The 15191-nt window shown below is 72.4% G+C and carries 13 protein-coding genes; 6 read left to right on the forward strand and 7 right to left on the reverse strand.

The genetic code is table 11. From position 1 onward, the window contains the following. Positions 1 to 84 precede the first annotated feature (84 nt). The 3 genes from ACIBW6_RS12995 to ACIBW6_RS13005 are packed head-to-tail and all read left to right on the forward strand — an operon-like array spanning position 85 to position 3226. Entirely contained in the window at positions 85 to 1242 is a 1158-nt protein-coding gene (locus ACIBW6_RS12995; RefSeq protein WP_399059338.1) for a Gfo/Idh/MocA family protein, read from the forward strand. After that, positions 1239 to 2396 (forward strand): dihydrodipicolinate synthase family protein, encoded by a 1158-nt coding sequence (locus ACIBW6_RS13000; protein WP_399059339.1) that lies wholly within the window; start codon positions 1239 to 1241, stop codon positions 2394 to 2396. Before ACIBW6_RS12995 ends, ACIBW6_RS13000 begins: the two co-directional genes overlap by 4 nt. Further along, positions 2393 to 3226, forward strand: a complete 834-nt coding sequence (locus ACIBW6_RS13005) for a sugar phosphate isomerase/epimerase family protein (protein ID WP_399059340.1) — start codon at positions 2393 to 2395, stop codon at positions 3224 to 3226. Before ACIBW6_RS13000 ends, ACIBW6_RS13005 begins: the two co-directional genes overlap by 4 nt. Positions 3227 to 3414: 188 nt before the next feature. Here ACIBW6_RS13005 and rbsD read toward each other — a convergent pair whose 3' ends face one another. Genes rbsD through ACIBW6_RS13030 form a run of 5 tightly spaced genes read right to left on the reverse strand, consistent with a single transcriptional unit; the run spans position 3415 to position 9276 of the window. Beyond that, positions 3415 to 3804: a D-ribose pyranase gene (rbsD, locus tag ACIBW6_RS13010; protein WP_399059342.1), complete on the reverse strand. Its 390-nt coding sequence runs from the start codon at positions 3802 to 3804 to the stop codon at positions 3415 to 3417. Further along, positions 3801 to 4718 (reverse strand): ribokinase, encoded by a 918-nt coding sequence (locus ACIBW6_RS13015; protein WP_399059343.1) that lies wholly within the window; start codon positions 4716 to 4718, stop codon positions 3801 to 3803. The genes rbsD and ACIBW6_RS13015 overlap by 4 nt, the downstream gene beginning before the upstream one ends. A 43-nt stretch (positions 4719 to 4761) precedes the next feature. Then, on the reverse strand, positions 4762 to 6714 hold the full coding sequence (locus ACIBW6_RS13020) for a substrate-binding domain-containing protein (RefSeq protein WP_399059697.1): 1953 nt from the start codon (positions 6712 to 6714) through the stop codon (positions 4762 to 4764). Then, positions 6704 to 8236 (reverse strand): sugar ABC transporter ATP-binding protein, encoded by a 1533-nt coding sequence (locus ACIBW6_RS13025; RefSeq protein ID WP_399059344.1) that lies wholly within the window; start codon positions 8234 to 8236, stop codon positions 6704 to 6706. Before ACIBW6_RS13025 ends, ACIBW6_RS13020 begins: the two co-directional genes overlap by 11 nt. Beyond that, positions 8233 to 9276, reverse strand: a complete 1044-nt coding sequence (locus ACIBW6_RS13030) for a LacI family DNA-binding transcriptional regulator (protein WP_399059345.1) — start codon at positions 9274 to 9276, stop codon at positions 8233 to 8235. The genes ACIBW6_RS13025 and ACIBW6_RS13030 overlap by 4 nt, the downstream gene beginning before the upstream one ends. Positions 9277 to 9494: 218 nt before the next feature. Here ACIBW6_RS13030 and ACIBW6_RS13035 point away from each other — a divergent pair, with 218 nt between their 5' ends. Further along, positions 9495 to 10067, forward strand: a complete 573-nt coding sequence (locus tag ACIBW6_RS13035) for a hypothetical protein (RefSeq protein ID WP_399059346.1) — start codon at positions 9495 to 9497, stop codon at positions 10065 to 10067. Positions 10068 to 10100: 33 nt separating this feature from the next. On the opposite strand, the gene ACIBW6_RS13040 is transcribed toward ACIBW6_RS13035, so the two are convergent. Then, positions 10101 to 10310, reverse strand: coding sequence for a DUF4287 domain-containing protein (locus ACIBW6_RS13040; RefSeq protein ID WP_399059347.1), 210 nt, complete (start codon positions 10308 to 10310; stop codon positions 10101 to 10103). A 127-nt stretch (positions 10311 to 10437) separates the two neighbouring features. Then, entirely contained in the window at positions 10438 to 11247 is an 810-nt protein-coding gene (locus tag ACIBW6_RS13045) for an aminoglycoside adenylyltransferase domain-containing protein (RefSeq protein ID WP_399059348.1), read from the reverse strand. A gap of 74 nt (positions 11248 to 11321) precedes the next feature. Here ACIBW6_RS13045 and ACIBW6_RS13050 point away from each other — a divergent pair, with 74 nt between their 5' ends. Both ACIBW6_RS13050 and ACIBW6_RS13055 read left to right on the forward strand, forming a co-directional pair. Beyond that, positions 11322 to 13583, forward strand: a complete 2262-nt coding sequence (locus ACIBW6_RS13050) for an ATP-dependent RecD-like DNA helicase (protein WP_399059349.1) — start codon at positions 11322 to 11324, stop codon at positions 13581 to 13583. 199 nt (positions 13584 to 13782) lie between these two features. Beyond that, positions 13783 to 15081, forward strand: coding sequence for a citrate synthase (locus tag ACIBW6_RS13055; RefSeq protein WP_399059350.1), 1299 nt, complete (start codon positions 13783 to 13785; stop codon positions 15079 to 15081). Positions 15082 to 15191 lie beyond the last annotated feature (110 nt).

Here is a 15191-nt window from a genome sequence, read left to right on the forward strand (position 1 = left end):
TGGCGAGCGAGCCGCGGCGTACGCCGACGGACCGGACGCCGCACGGCGGGCCGACCCGGATCGAGGCATGACGAAGGGACTCACGTGACACGCAAGACGGTGCGCATCGCCATGAACGGGGTGACGGGGCGCATGGGTTACCGCCAGCACCTCGTCCGTTCGCTGCTGGCCCTGCGCGAGCAGGGCGGACTCGACCTCGGCGACGGCACGGTGCTGTGGCCCGAGCCGGTCCTCGTCGGCCGCCGCGAGCACGCGCTGCGCGCGCTCGCCGAGCGGCACGGGCTCGGCGAGGAGAACGTCTCCACCGACCTCGACGCCGTCCTCGCCGACGACTCGGTGGACATCTACTTCGACGCGCAGGTCACCTCCGCCCGCGAGGAGGCGCTGAAGAAGGCGATCGCCGCCGGCAAGCACGTCTACACCGAGAAGCCGACCGCCACCGGCCTCGCCGGAGCCCTGGACCTCGCCCGGCTCGCCAGGGACGCCGGCATCAAGTCCGGCGTCGTCCAGGACAAGATCTTCCTGCCGGGCCTGCTGAAGCTGAAGCGCCTCATCGACGGCGGCTTCTTCGGCACGATCCTGTCCGTGCGCGGCGAGTTCGGGTACTGGGTCTTCGAGGGCGACTGGCAGGAGGCGCAGCGCCCGTCCTGGAACTACCGTGCCGAGGACGGCGGCGGCATCGCCGTCGACATGTTCCCGCACTGGGAGTACGTGCTGCACGAGCTGTTCGGCCGGGTCGCCTCCGTGCAGGCGCTGATCACCACGCACGTGCCGCAGCGCTGGGACGAGAGCGGCAAGCCCTACGACGCCACCGCCGACGACGCCGCGTACGGCATCTTCGAGCTGGAGGGCGGCGCGGTCGCCCAGATCAACTCCTCGTGGGCGGTGCGCGTCAACCGCGACGAACTCGTCGAGTTCCAGGTCGACGGCACCGAGGGCTCCGCCGTCGCGGGCCTGCGCAACTGCCGCGTCCAGCACCGCAGCGCGACCCCCAAGCCCGTCTGGAACCCGGACATCCCCGCCACCTACTCCTTCCGCGACCAGTGGCAGGAGGTGCCGGACAACGCCGAGTTCGACAACGGCTTCAAGGCGCAGTGGGAACTCTTCCTCAAGCACGTCTACGCCGACGCGCCCTACCACTGGGACCTGCTCGCCGGCGCCCGCGGCGTGCAACTCGCCGAGCTGGGCCTGAAGTCGTCCGCCGAGGGCCGCCGCGTCGACGTATCGGAGATCACGCTGTGACCCTGCGACTGCCCGACGGCGACGGCGGACTGCGGAGCTACGAGCCGCGCGCCACGCCCCTCGCCCTCGGCACCGGCGCGCCCTTCACGTCCCGGGTCGTCTTCTCGGCGGCGCACGTCGTCGCCGACCCGTTCGCCGACACCACGCCCGACTCGCCGGCCGCCGTCGACTGGGACGCCACCCTCGCCTTCCGGCGCCATCTGTGGGCGCACGGGCTCGGGGTCGCCGAGGCGATGGACACCGCCCAGCGCGGCATGGGCCTGGACTGGGCGGGCGCCGCCGAGCTCATCCGGCGCTCCGCCGCCGAAGCGAAGGCCGTCGGCGGACGCATCGCCTGCGGCGTCGGCACCGACCAGCTCACCGGCCCCGCCCCGACCCTGGCCGAGGTGCGGGCCGCGTACGAGGAACAGCTCGCCCTCGTGGAGGGGACGGGCGCGCAGGCGATCCTCATGGCCTCCCGCGCCCTGGCCGCCGCGGCCCGGGGCCCCGAGGACTACCTGGAGGTCTACGGGCACCTGCTGCGCCAGGCCGCCGAACCCGTCGTCCTGCACTGGCTCGGCCCGATGTTCGACCCGGCGCTCGACGGCTACTGGGGCTCCGCCGACCTGGACGCCGCCACGGAGACCTTCCTGGAGGTCATCGCCGCGCACCCGGACAAGGTCGACGGCATCAAGGTGTCGCTGCTCGACGCCCGGCGGGAGGTCGCACTGCGCCGCCGCCTGCCGCGGAGCGTGCGCTGCTACACCGGCGACGACTTCCACTACCCCGAGCTGATCGCCGGCGACGACCGCGGCTTCAGCCACGCGCTGCTCGGCGTCTTCGACCCGCTCGGCCCGCTCGCCGCGCAGGCCGTCCGCGTCCTGGACACCGGCGACGCCAAGGGCTTCCGTGAACTCCTCGACCCCACCGTCGAGTTGTCCCGTCACCTGTTCCAGGCCCCGACCCGCTTCTACAAGACCGGTGTGGTCCTGCTGGCCTGGCTCGCCGGCCACCAGGAGCACTTCGCGATGGTCGGCGGGCTGCAGTCGGCGCGCTCGCTGCCGCACCTGGCACGCGCCTACGAACTCGCCGACGGCCTGGGCCTCTTCCCCGATCCGGTGCTGGCCGAGGCCCGGATGACGCACCTGCTCGCCCTGTACGGAGTCACCTCATGAGCGCCGCCGACCCCCGCTTCTCCCTCAACCAGATGACCGTCAAGCAGCTCGCCCTGCCCGAACTCGTCGCCGCCTGCGCCGAGTCCGGCGTCCAGTCCGTCGGCACCTGGCGCGAGCCCGTGCAGGCGTACGGCGTCGAGGCGGCGGCCGCCCTGTTCAAGGACGCCGGCCTGACCGTCTCCACGCACTGCCGCGGCGGCTTCCTCACCGCCGTCGAACCGGCCGCGCGCAAGGCCGCCGTCGAGGACAACAAGCGGGCCGTCGACGAGGCCGCCATCCTCGGCACGGACGTCCTCGTCCTGGTCTCGGGCGGGCTCCCGGCCGGTTCGCACGACCTGGCGGGCGCCCGCGAGCGGATCGCCGACGGCCTCGGCGAACTCGCCCCGTACGCCGCCGCGCACGGGGTGCGGCTGGCCATCGAACCGCTGCACCCGATGTTCGCGTCGGACCGCTGTGTCGTCTCCACGCTCGGCCAGGCCCTGGACCTCGCCGAGCGCTTCCCGGCGCACCAGGTCGGCGTCTGCGTGGACACGTACCACATCTGGTGGGACGACCGGGCGCCCGCGCAGCTCGCGCGGGCCGGGGCGCAGGGCCGGATCGCGGCCTTCCAGCTCGCGGACTGGACGACGCCGCTGCCCGCGGGGGTGCTGAACGGGCGCGGCCAGCTCGGTGACGGCTCCGTCGACCTGCGGCACTGGCGCGCACTGGTGGAGGCGCAGGGCTACTCCGGGCCCATCGAGGTCGAGTTGTTCAACGACGGCCTGTGGGCGCGCGACGGCCGCGAGGTGCTGGCGGAGACCGTGGCCAGGTTCACCGAGCACGCCTGCTGAGAATCCCGGGAAGAAAACGCTCCGCCGCCGTGCAACCTTTCCGGCGGTCGCGGGTCTAACGTGCGTCAGGACTTTCGGAGGGGGATCTGGGGGGATCGAGGAAGTCCTGGCGCAGGAGGGGGAAGGCCCGAGGGGCCCGGTCCGCGGACCGGGCCCCTCGTCGGTTCCGGATCACCCCGGGGCGGGGTTCAGAAGAAGACGCCGCACCGCAGCAGCACGTTCGCGTACGGCCGTGCCTCACCGGTCCGCACGATCAGGCGCGCGCCCGCGGACAGCCCCTTCAGCTCCTCGTGGCCGACGAAGCCCAGGGCGGGGACCCGCTCGCGGAGCAGCCCGGCCGCCTCGGGGTTGGCGGCCCGCACCTCGTGCGCGGCCGTGCCCGCCTCGACCACCAGCTCGTCGAGGAGTCCGTCGAGGACCTCGGCGAAGGACGGCACCCCGGCCCGGAAGGCGAGGTCGACCAGGCGCGGCCCGGCCGGGACCGGCAGCCCCGCGTCACAGATCAGCACCCCGTCCCCGTGCCCCAACTCGGCGAGGGCGCCCGCCAGATGGCGGTTGAGCACGCCGGATCTCTTCACAGGGCCGCGACCTCGTCCGCGGTCGGGTACGACACCTGCGCGCCCTGCTTGGTGACGGCCGCGGCGCCGACCCGGGCCGCGTAGGCCGCCGCCTCGGCGAGCGGCGCGCCGGTCCCCAGCCGCCAGGCGAGCGCCGCCGTGAACGCGTCCCCGGCGCCCGTGGTGTCCACCGCCCGCACCTTCACCGACGCCACCCGCGAGGAGCCCGACGCGTCCGCGACGAGCGCGCCCTCGGCGCCGAGCGTGATGACGACCGAGCGCGGGCCGAGCGCGAGCAGCGCCCGCGCCCACGCGTCCCAGTCGTCGCCGTCCCCGGAGCCGGCCCCGGCGTCCGCGCCGAGGACCACGCGGGCCTCGTGCTCGTTCACGATCAGCGGGTCGCAGACCGCGAGGACCTCGTCCGGCAGCGGCGCGGGCGGCGACGGGTTCAGCACGAGCCGGGCCCCGTCGGTCAGCGAGCGCGCCACCTCCGTGACCGTCTCCAGCGGGATCTCCAGGAGCGTGGAGACGACCTTCGCCCCGGCGAACAGCTCGCCCGCCGCCCGCACGTCGTCCGGCGTCAGCCGCCCGTTCGCCCCCGGCGACACCACGATGGAGTTGTCCCCGGACGGGTCGACCGTGATCAGCGCGACCCCGGTGGGCGCCCCGCCGACCAGGACGCCGGAGGTGTCGACGCCCGCGCTCCCCAGCGACTCCCGCAGCAGCGCCCCGTGCCCGTCGTCGCCGACCCGCGCGAGGAGCGCCGTACGGGCGCCGAGCCGGGCCGCGGCGACCGCCTGGTTGGCGCCCTTGCCGCCCGGGTGGACCACGAGGTCGGAGCCGAGGACGGTCTCCCCGGCGGCCGGGCGGCGCTCGACGCCCACCACCAGGTCGGCGTTGGCCGACCCGACGACGAGGAGGTCGTACGTGTTCATGCTGTGCCTTTCTTCGTACGTGTGTGCAAACAGTACGAGGGTGTCAGCCGAAGTCGGCGGCGTTCTTCTCCGTCACGACCTTCACCGGCACCTTCACCGCGCCCGCGATCTTCTCGCCCTGCGCCGCCTTCAGGGCGTTGCGCACGGCGATCTCGCCGAGTTCGCGCGGCTGCTGGGCCACCGAGGCGTACATCGTGCCCGCGGCGACCGCCTTGATCCCGTCGGCCTCGCCGTCGAAGCCGATCACCGGGACGGACTTGCCGGCCTTGGCGCCGAGCGCCTTGATCGCGCCGAGCGCCATCTCGTCGTTCGCCGCGATCACGCCCTGCACGTCCGGGTGCGACTGGAGCAGGTTCGACATCACGTCGAGGCCCTTGGTGCGGTCGAAGTCGGCGGGCTGCTGGGCGACGACCTTGATGCCGGGGAACTCCTTGAGCCCCTTGGCGAAGCCCGCCGCGCGCTCCCGGGCCGCAGAGGTGCCGGCCTGCCCCTGGAGGATCACGATCCGGCCCTTGCCGCCGAGCTTCTCGGCCATCGTCCGCGCGGACAGCACCCCGCCCGCGACGTTGTCGGAGGCGACGAGGGTGGCGACCTTCCCCTTGTTCACGCCGCGGTCCACGGCGACGACGGGGGTGCCGTCGTCGTTGGCGGCCTTCACCGAATTGCCCGCGGCCTCCGAGTCGACCGGGTTGAGGATGACGGCGTCCAGGCCCGCGCTGGCGAAGTTCTGCATCTGGTTGGCCTGCTGCGAGGCGTCGTTCTGCGCGTCGGTGACCCGCAGGTCCACGCCGAGCTTCCGGGCCTCGGCCTGCGCGCCGGCCCGGATCTGCACGAAGAACGGGTTGTTCAGCGTCGACAGCGACAGGCCCACCTTGCGCTGGTCGGAGCCGGAGGAGCCGCCGTGCAGGAAGGACGTGGCGCCCACGATCGCGACGGTCACCACGGCGGCGAGCCCGTACGTCAGGGCCTGCTTGCCCTTGCCGCCGCCGGCGCCCGCGGCCGCCGGGGTGGCCCCGGCCTTGCGGCGCAGCGTGTCCAGGAGCACGGCCAGCGCGATGACGACACCGATGACGACCTGCTGCCAGAACGCGGACACGTTCAGCAGGTTGAGGCCGTTGCGCAGCACCGCGAGGATCAGCGCGCCGATCAGAGTGCCCGACGCCTTGCCGGTGCCGCCCGCGAGCGAGGCGCCGCCGATGACGACGGCGGCGATCGCGTCCAGCTCGTAGCCGTCGGCGGCCTGCGGCTGCGCCGAGGAGAGCCGGGAGGCGAGCACGATGCCCGCGGCGGCGGCGAACAGGCCGGACAGCGCGTAGATGACGAGCTTCTGCTTCTTCACCCGCAGCCCCGACAGGCGCGCGGCCTCCTCGTTGCCGCCGATCGCGTACATCGAGCGGCCTATGTACGTACGGCCGAGGATCACGGCAGCGATCAGACCCATCACGATCATCACGAGCACCGGCACCGGCAGCCAGCCGCCGAGGGTGTCGCCCAGGTGGGAGACCGAGTCGGGGAACGGGATCGGCGAGCCGTCCGAGAGCACGAGCGCGAGCCCGCGGCCCACCGACAGCATCGCCAGCGTCGCGATGAACGGCGGCAGCTTCCCGTACGCGATGAGGAAACCGTTCACCAGACCCGCGACCACGCCCGTGGCGACGGCGAGCACCACCGCGAGCACCACCGGCACCCCGTGGTTCGTGGCGCTCCACGCGAGGACGGTCGCCGACAGCGCGGCCACCGAACCCACCGACAGGTCGATGCCCGCCGAGACGATCACGAAGGTGACACCGAAGGCGAGGATGGCGGTCACGGCCGCCTGCACGCCGATGTTGAGCAGGTTGTCGGTGGTCAGGAAGTCACCGGAGAGCGCCGACAGGGCGATCACCAGGACGATCAGCGCGGTCAGCGCGCCGTTGTCGAGCAGCAGGCGGCGGATGGCCGCGGCGCTCGTGCGCGACGAGCCCGCCGCGTTCTTCTCCAGCGTGTCAGTGGCCACCACGGGCCTCGCTTTCCTTGGTCGTGGGGGTGCTGACGGCGAGCGCCATCACGGAGTCCTGGGTGGCGTCGGCCGCGGCGAGTTCACCGGCGAGGCGCCCCTGCGCCATCACCAGCACGCGGTCGCTCATGCCGAGCACCTCGGGCAGGTCGCTGGAGATCATCAGCACGGCGTGGCCGGCGGCGGTCAGCTCGTTGATCAGCTGGTAGATCTCGACCTTCGCGCCGACGTCGATGCCGCGCGTCGGCTCGTCGAGGATCAGCACCTTGATGTCGGCGAGCAGCCACTTGCCGATGACGACCTTCTGCTGGTTGCCGCCGGACAGGGTGCGCACGTGCTGGTGGAGCCCGGCCATCCGCACGCCGAGCTGGGCGGCGATCCGCCCGGCGGCGGCGTACTGGCCCTTGAGGTCGACGAACCCGCCCCGGGTCGCCGTCCGCAGGGTCACGAGCCCCAGGTTCTCCGCCACCGACTGGTCGAGCACCAGGCCCTGGCCCTTGCGGTCCTCGGGCACGAGCCCGACCCCGGCGGCCATCGCGGCGTTCACGTCGTGCCGGGGCAGCGGCGCCCCGCCGACCTCGACCCGGCCCGCGTCGTAGGGGTCGGCGCCGAAGACGGCCCGCACGACCTCCGTGCGGCCCGCGCCGACGAGCCCGGCGATGCCGACGACCTCACCGGCCCGCACCTCGAAGCTGACGTCCTGGAAGACGCCGTCCCGGGTCAGCCCCTCCACCTTCAGCAGCGCGGCACCCGTCTCGGGCCGCTCGCGCGGGTACTGCTGCTCGATCGAGCGTCCCACCATGAGCCGTACGAGTTCGTCCTCGGGGGTCGCGGCGGGCACTTGGCCCACGCTGCGGCCGTCCCGGATGACGGTGACCCGGTCGCCGAGCGCGGCGATCTCCTCCAGGTGGTGGGTGATGAAGACGACGCCGACGCCGTCCGCGCGCAGCGCGCGCACGATGGCGAAGAGCTTCTCCACCTCCTCCGAGGTGAGCACGGCGGTCGGCTCGTCCATGATCAGTACGCGGGCGTCCAGGCTGAGCGCCTTGGCGATCTCGACCATCTGGAGCCGGGCGATGCCGAGTTCCCGCACCCGCGCGCGGGGCGACACGCTGACGCCCACCCGCGCGAGCAGCGCCTCGGCGTCGGCCTCCATCTTCTTGCGGTCGATGAGACCGAAGCGGCGCGGCTGGCGCCCCAGGAAGATGTTCTCGGCCACGGTCAGGTCGGGGACGAGGTTGAACTCCTGGTAGATCGTGGCGATCCCCAGCCGTTCGGCGTCCTGCGCGCCGTGGATGCGGACCTGCTCGCCGCCGACGGTGATGCGGCCCGCGTCGGGCGTGTAGGCGCCGGAGAGCATCTTGATCAGCGTGCTCTTGCCGGCCCCGTTCTCGCCGAGCAGGACGTGCACCTCGCCCCGGCGCAGGTCGAAGTCGACGCTGTCGAGCGCGACGACACCGGGGAAGGTCTTCCGTATCCCTTCGATACGCAGCAACTCGTCCGGGTTGCGCGGCTGTTTCACCGGGCTCTCCTCTCCGTTGAGGTGGGCGGTTGTGAGGTGCGGGGCTCGCCGCACGAGTGCCGTACGACGAGGTGGGCGGGGAGCGTCACCGACGCGGGCGGCCTGCCCTCGATGCGGTCGACCAGCGCGCGCACCGCGGCCCGCCCCAGCTCCTTGGTCGGCTGGGCGATCGCCGTGACCGGCGGGTCGGTGTGCACGAACCAGGGGATGTCGTCGAACGCGGCGAGCGCGATGTCGTCCGGGACGCGCAGCCCGCGCGCGCGGATCGCGTCGAGCGCGCCGAGCGCCATCAGGTTGTCGGCCGCGAAGACGACCTCGGGCGGCTCGGGCAGGTCCAGGAACCCGTCCGTCACGCGGCGCCCGCTGCCCGCCTGGAAGTCGCCCTGCCCTATGTAGGCCTCCGGCAGCTCGATCGCGTACGAGGCGAGCGCCTCCCGGAAGGCGGCGACGCGCTCACTGCCCGTCGTGGTGGCCGCCGGGCCCGCGATGATGGCGAGCCTGCGGTGCCCGAGCCGGTGCAGGTGCGCGACGAGCGCGGTGATGGCGGCCCGGCCGTCGGAGCGCACCACCGGCACGTCCACGCCCGCGATCCACCGGTCGACGAAGACCATCGGGGTGCCGCCCCTGGCCGCGTCCAGCATCAGTGGGGAGCCGCCGTCGGTGGGGGAGACGAGCAGCCCGTCGATCCGCCGGTCGAGCAGGGTCCGTACGTGGTGGTCCTGGAGGTCGGGCCGCTCGTCGGCGTTGCCGATGATCACGCTGTAGCCGAGTGCGCGGGCCTCTTCCTCGACCGAGCGGGCCAGCTCGGTGAAGTACGGGTTCAGCACGTCGCTGATGACCAGGCCGAGGGTGCGGGTCTGGTCGGTGCGCAGGGAGCGGGCGACGGCGTTGGGCCGGTAGCCGAGCGACTCCACGGCGGCCAGCACCCGGGCCCGCGCGGCGGGGCTGACGGACGGGTGGCTGTTCAGGACGCGGGAGACCGTGGCGACGGAGACCCCGGCCGCGGCCGCGACGTCCTTGATGCTCGTGCTCGACGGCATCACGGGCCACCTCCTTGTGGCGTCGTGGAATCGATTACATCGTGCTGCATGGAGGATTGGAATCGATTACACGAGGTGCTGGCAAGGGGGATTCCGGTTGTCGTGACCGGATTGTGATGCGGCGGGGGCGGAGCGGGCGGCGTTGTCGGTGGGGCATGCCATGGTGGGGAGCGGGGTCATGAGGGACGCCGACCCGGCGACGAACGGAGACAAGGACTGTGAACCACGCGCAGCTCACCGCACTCGGACGCGCTCTGCGCCTGCTCGGGGAGCACGGCGACGCCCTGACGGGCGACACCTCGGACGCCCGGCTCCACGAGGTGCGCGGTGACGTGAAGCGGGCCCTGGAGCTCCTCGACGACACGGTCACCGGCACGGCGCCCACGACCCGCTGCGCCGAGCACCCGCAGGGCGCGGTCGACGAGTCGGCGCCGGACCTGTGCCTGCTCTGCGAGACCCGCCGCCGCCAGGCGCGCCGCTCGGAGTACGGGGGCGGCCCCGCCCGCCCGCAGGCCGCGGAGCAGCCCGTGATGTCGCGCTACGGCACGCGCGAGGACCGCCCGCAGCCCCAGCAGCGCTGGATCCCGGAGATGTGGAACGGGCAGGTGTGGCAGCTGTGCGGCACCCCGCGCCACGACCGGCGCGAGGCGGACCTGTACCTGGCGGCCCAGCGCCGCCGCCCGGACGCGGCGATGGCCTACCGGCTGGTGCACGAGTTCACGGACTACGAGGTGGTGCGGGTGTGGGGGACCGCGGTGAAGGTCGACGTGAAGCCGATGGGCGGGATCTGACCGCCCGGAAGGGCGGGTCGACCCCGCCGGCCGTCACTTGCCCCGGTCCTCGGAGAGGGTGTGGGCGACCAGGGCGTTGGCGTGCCCGTGCCCGAGGCCGTGCTCGGCCTTGAGCCAGGCGACCAGCTCCATGTGCTTGGTCAGCGGCGAGGTCCGGATGAGCTGCTGCCAGTGCGAGACCGGCTGCCCGTACGTCTTCTCGATGGAGGGGAAGTAGCTGGCGGGTCCCTTGACGCTGGTCATGGCGGGTTCCTGTCGGCCGTGAGCGGATGGTGTCGCCCTGTAGGACGCCGCGCACGCGCGGAACTCACCCGTCCGGTGCAGTGATCCACGTCACTCGCCGCGGCGGCCCCTGCGCCGCCGCCCGGCGCTACCCGCCGCGCAGGTCCGCCTCCCCGCCGCTCGCCGCCGTCGCCGCGAGGTCCAGGAGCTCGTCCCGCAGCGCGGCCAGCTCCGCCGGCAGCGGGGTCTCGTCCCGGACGGCCTGCGTCCGGCGCCAGGCGAGCGCCGCCTCCAGCAGGGGCCGCAGCCGCGGCCGGCGCTCGGCCGTCCACTGCGCCGCCTGCGCCTTGTCCGCCAGTTCGCCGGTGGTCAGGGCGCGCAGGGCCCGGCAGGCGGTCAGCACCAGGTAGGCGTGGCCGCCCCGGTGCCGCACCCGCGGGGCCAGGTCCCGCAGCCCCGCGACGGAGTCGATCAGCGCGGTGCGCACCTCCTGGGGCTGCGCGGGGGCCAGCGCCTCCCGCGCGGGCCGGCCGGCCAGGGTCAGGCCCGTCGTCCGGACCAGGGCCCGGGTCAGCGCCCAGCGCGGCAGCACGCGCGCGGTGTGGGGAGGTTCGCCGGGGGAGACCACCAGCAGGGGTTCGAGGAGGCTGCCGGCGAGGGCGGCGGCCGGCGCGAAGGTCAGGTCGAGCCGGTCCCGGAACCCGGGGTGCGCCCGCAGGACCCGCGCCTCGGCGGCCCGCACCTCGTCGAGCCCGAAGCCGGGTCCGGAGCCGAGCCCGGAGCCTTCCGTGCCCACCAGCACGTCGACGTCGCTGACCCCGCGCTCGAACGACCCGGTCGCCGCGGACCCGTACAGCCAGACGCCCACCAGCCGCTCGCCGACGACCGGCGCCACCGCCGTCAGCAGATCGGGCAGCAACCGCCGCACGCTCACCGGCACTTCACCCGTCACACCCATCCCCGCACCCTAGGACAGGGCCAGGATCGTCCGGCGGGTGCCCCGATGTCCGACCCCACCGATACCGTCGGATCATGGCGAAGCAGCAGGCGCAGGCCGCCGCCCGGCCGATGGCGGTGCTCGAAGGGGTCCTCGAGCGCATCACGTACGCCAACGAGGAGACGGGGTACACCGTCGCGCGCGTGGACACCGGCAGGGGCGGCGGCGACCTGCTGACCGTGGTCGGCTCGCTGCTGGGCGCGCAGGCCGGGGAGTCGCTGCGGATGGAGGGCCGCTGGGGCTCGCACCCCCAGTACGGCAAGCAGTTCACCGTGGAGAACTACACGACGGTGCTGCCCGCCACCATCCAGGGCATCCGCCGCTACCTCGGCTCAGGACTGGTCAAGGGCATCGGCCCGGTCTTCGCCGACCGCATCACCCGCCACTTCGGCCTGGACACCCTCGACATCATCGAGCAGGAGCCGAAGCGGCTGATCGAGGTCCCGGGGCTCGGCCCCAAGCGGACCAAGAAGATCGCCGACGCCTGGGAGGAACAGAAGGCGATCAAGGAGGTGATGGTCTTCCTGCAGAGCGTGGGCGTCTCGACCTCCATCGCCGTGCGCATCTACAAGAAGTACGGCGACGCGTCGATCGGCGTCGTGAAGAACCAGCCCTACCGGCTCGCCTCCGACGTCTGGGGCATCGGCTTCCTCACCGCCGACCGCATCGCCCAGTCCGTCGGCATCCCGCACGACAGCCCCGAGCGCGTCAAGGCCGGTCTCCAGTACGCCCTGTCGCAATCGACCGACCAGGGCCACTGCTTCCTGCCCGAGGAGCGGCTGATCGCCGACGCGGTGAAGCTGCTCCAGGTCGACACCGGCCTGGTCATCGAGTGCCTCGCCGAACTGGCGCTGCCCGACGAGGACTCCGGCGAGCCCGGCGTCGTGCGCGAGCAGGTCCCGGGCGAGCACGGCGAGCCGGTCACCGCGATCTACCTCGTCCCCTTCCACCGCGCCGAACTCTCGCTCTCGGCCCAGCTGACGCGGCTGCTGCGCACGGAGCAGGACCGGCTGCCCGCCTTCCACGACGTGGCCTGGGACAAGGCGCTGGCCTGGCTCGCCGGCCGCACGGGGGCCGAGCTCGCCCCCGAGCAGGAGGAGGCCGTCCGGCTGGCCCTGACCAAGAAGGTCGCGGTGCTGACCGGCGGGCCCGGCTGCGGCAAGTCGTTCACCGTCCGCTCCATCGTGGAGCTGGCCCGCGCGAAGAAGGCGAAGGTGGTGCTGGCCGCGCCGACCGGCCGCGCCGCCAAGCGCCTCGCCGAACTGACCGGCGCGGAGGCCTCCACCGTCCACCGCCTGCTGGAGCTCAAGCCGGGCGGCGACGCCGCGTACGACAAGGACCGGCCGCTCGACGCGGACCTCGTCGTGGTCGACGAGGCGTCCATGCTGGACCTGCTCCTCGCCAACAAGCTGGTCAAGGCCGTCCCGCCCGGCGCACACCTGCTCTTCGTCGGCGACGTCGACCAGCTGCCGAGCGTCGGCGCGGGCGAGGTGCTGCGCGACCTGCTCAGCGCGGGCAGCCCGGTGCCCGCGGTGCGCCTGACCCGGATCTTCCGCCAGGCCCAGGAGTCCGGCGTCGTCACCAACGCCCACCGGATCAACTCCGGGACACCGCCCCTCACCCAGGGCCTCAAGGACTTCTTCCTCTTCGTGGAGGAGGACACGGAGGAGGCGGGGCGGCTCACGGTCGACGTGGCGGCGCGCCGCGTCCCCGCCCGGTTCGGGCTCGACCCGCGCCGTGACGTCCAGGTGCTCGCCCCCATGCACCGCGGCCCGGCCGGCGCGGGCACGCTCAACGGCCTGCTCCAGCAGGCGATCACGCCCGCCCGCCCGGAGCTGCCCGAGAAGCGGTTCGGCGGCCGGGTCTTCCGGGTCGGCGACAAGGTCACCCAGATCCGCAACAACTACGAGAAGGGCGCCAACGGCGTCTTCAACGGCACGGTCGGCGTCGTCACCGCCCTGGACGCCGACGAGCAGCGGCTGACCGTCCTCACGGACGAGGACGAGGAGGTCCCGTACGACTTCGACGAGCTGGACGAGCTGACGCACGCCTACGCCGTGACCATCCACCGCTCGCAGGGCAGTGAGTACCCATGTGTGGTGATTCCGGTCACCACGGGCGCCTGGATGATGCTCCAGCGCAATCTGCTCTACACGGCGGTGACCCGTGCGAAGAAGCTGGTGGTCCTGGTCGGTTCGCGCAAAGCTCTGGGACAGGCCGTACGCACGGTTTCGGCGGGCAGACGCTGCACCGCGCTCGATTTCCGGCTGTCCGGCGGGAACCTTCAAAAATTTTGATCGATCAAATCCGTCGCGAAGGTCACACAGCACTTCCGGAACCAGGGCGAAGGGGGCAGGATGAGCAGGTTGGCGGCACTGAGTGCCGCCAATAGGCCCAATGGTCGACCCCGAGTGCACTCTGCTGGGCCAAGTGGGGGATGGTAGAGACAGTCAGGGCACCTCGAAGAAGAGGCACTACGTCGGTGAGGGACGAGACGTGAGCGAGCACACCAACAACGCTGTAGTACTCCGGTACGGCGACGATGAACACACCTACCCGGTGATCGACAGCACCGTCGGCGACAAGGGCTTCGACATCGGGAAGCTCCGGGCCCAGACAGGACTGGTGACCCTCGACAGCGGATACGGCAACACCGCCGCCTACAAATCCGCGATCACCTACCTGGACGGCGAGCAGGGCATCCTGCGCTACCGCGGCTATCCGATCGAGCAGCTGGCCGAGCGCTCCACCTTCACCGAGGTGGCGTACCTGCTGATCAACGGTGAGCTCCCCACCGTCGACGAGCTCTCCACCTTCAAGAACGAGATCACGCAGCACACCCTGCTGCACGAGGACGTCAAGCGGTTCTACGACGGGTTCCCGCGCGACGCCCACCCGATGGCCATGCTGTCCTCGGTCGTCTCGGCGCTGTCCACCTTCTACCAGGACAGCCACAACCCCTTCGACGAGAAGCAGCGTCACCTCTCGACGATCCGCCTGCTCGCCAAGCTTCCGACGATCGCGGCGTACGCGTACAAGAAGTCGCAGGGCCACCCGGTGGTCTACCCGCGCAACGACCTCGGCTACGTCGAGAACTTCCTGCGCATGACGTTCTCGGTGCCGGCCGCCGAGTACGACCTGGACCCGACCGTGGTCTCGGCCCTGGACAAGCTGCTCATCCTGCACGCGGACCACGAGCAGAACTGTTCGACGTCCACCGTGCGCCTGGTCGGCTCCTCGCAGGCCAACATGTTCGCGTCGATCTCCGCGGGCATCTCGGCCCTGTGGGGTCCGCTGCACGGCGGCGCCAACCAGTCGGTCCTGGAGATGCTGGAAGGCATCCAGGCCTCCGGCGGCGACGTCGACACCTTCATCCGCAAGGTGAAGAACAAGGAAGACGGCGTGAAGCTCATGGGCTTCGGGCACCGCGTCTACAAGAACTTCGACCCGCGGGCGAAGATCATCAAGGCGGCGGCGCACGACGTCCTCTCGGCGCTCGGCAAGTCCGACGAGCTGCTCGACATCGCGCTCAAGCTGGAGGAGCACGCGCTGGCCGACGACTACTTCGTCGAGCGCAAGCTCTACCCGAACGTCGACTTCTACACCGGCCTGATCTACCGGGCCATGGGCTTCCCGACCGAGATGTTCACCGTCCTGTTCGCCCTCGGCCGGCTGCCGGGCTGGATCGCCCAGTGGCACGAGATGATCAAGGAGCCCGGGTCGCGCATCGGCCGCCCGCGCCAGATCTACACCGGCGTCGTCGAGCGGGACTTCGTCCCGGTCGAGGAGCGCTGAGCCCCTCGCGTCGCGGCAGCCGCCGCGGATAGCGGAGAGCGCCCCGCTGTCGATCCCCCCACGGGTCGACAGTCGGGGCGCTTTCCTTTTCCCGGTGCGGATTCCCCCCA

Origin of the sequence: Streptomyces sp. NPDC049813 (genome assembly GCF_044465085.1) — a bacterium.
Lineage (GTDB): Bacteria > Actinomycetota > Actinomycetes > Streptomycetales > Streptomycetaceae > Streptomyces.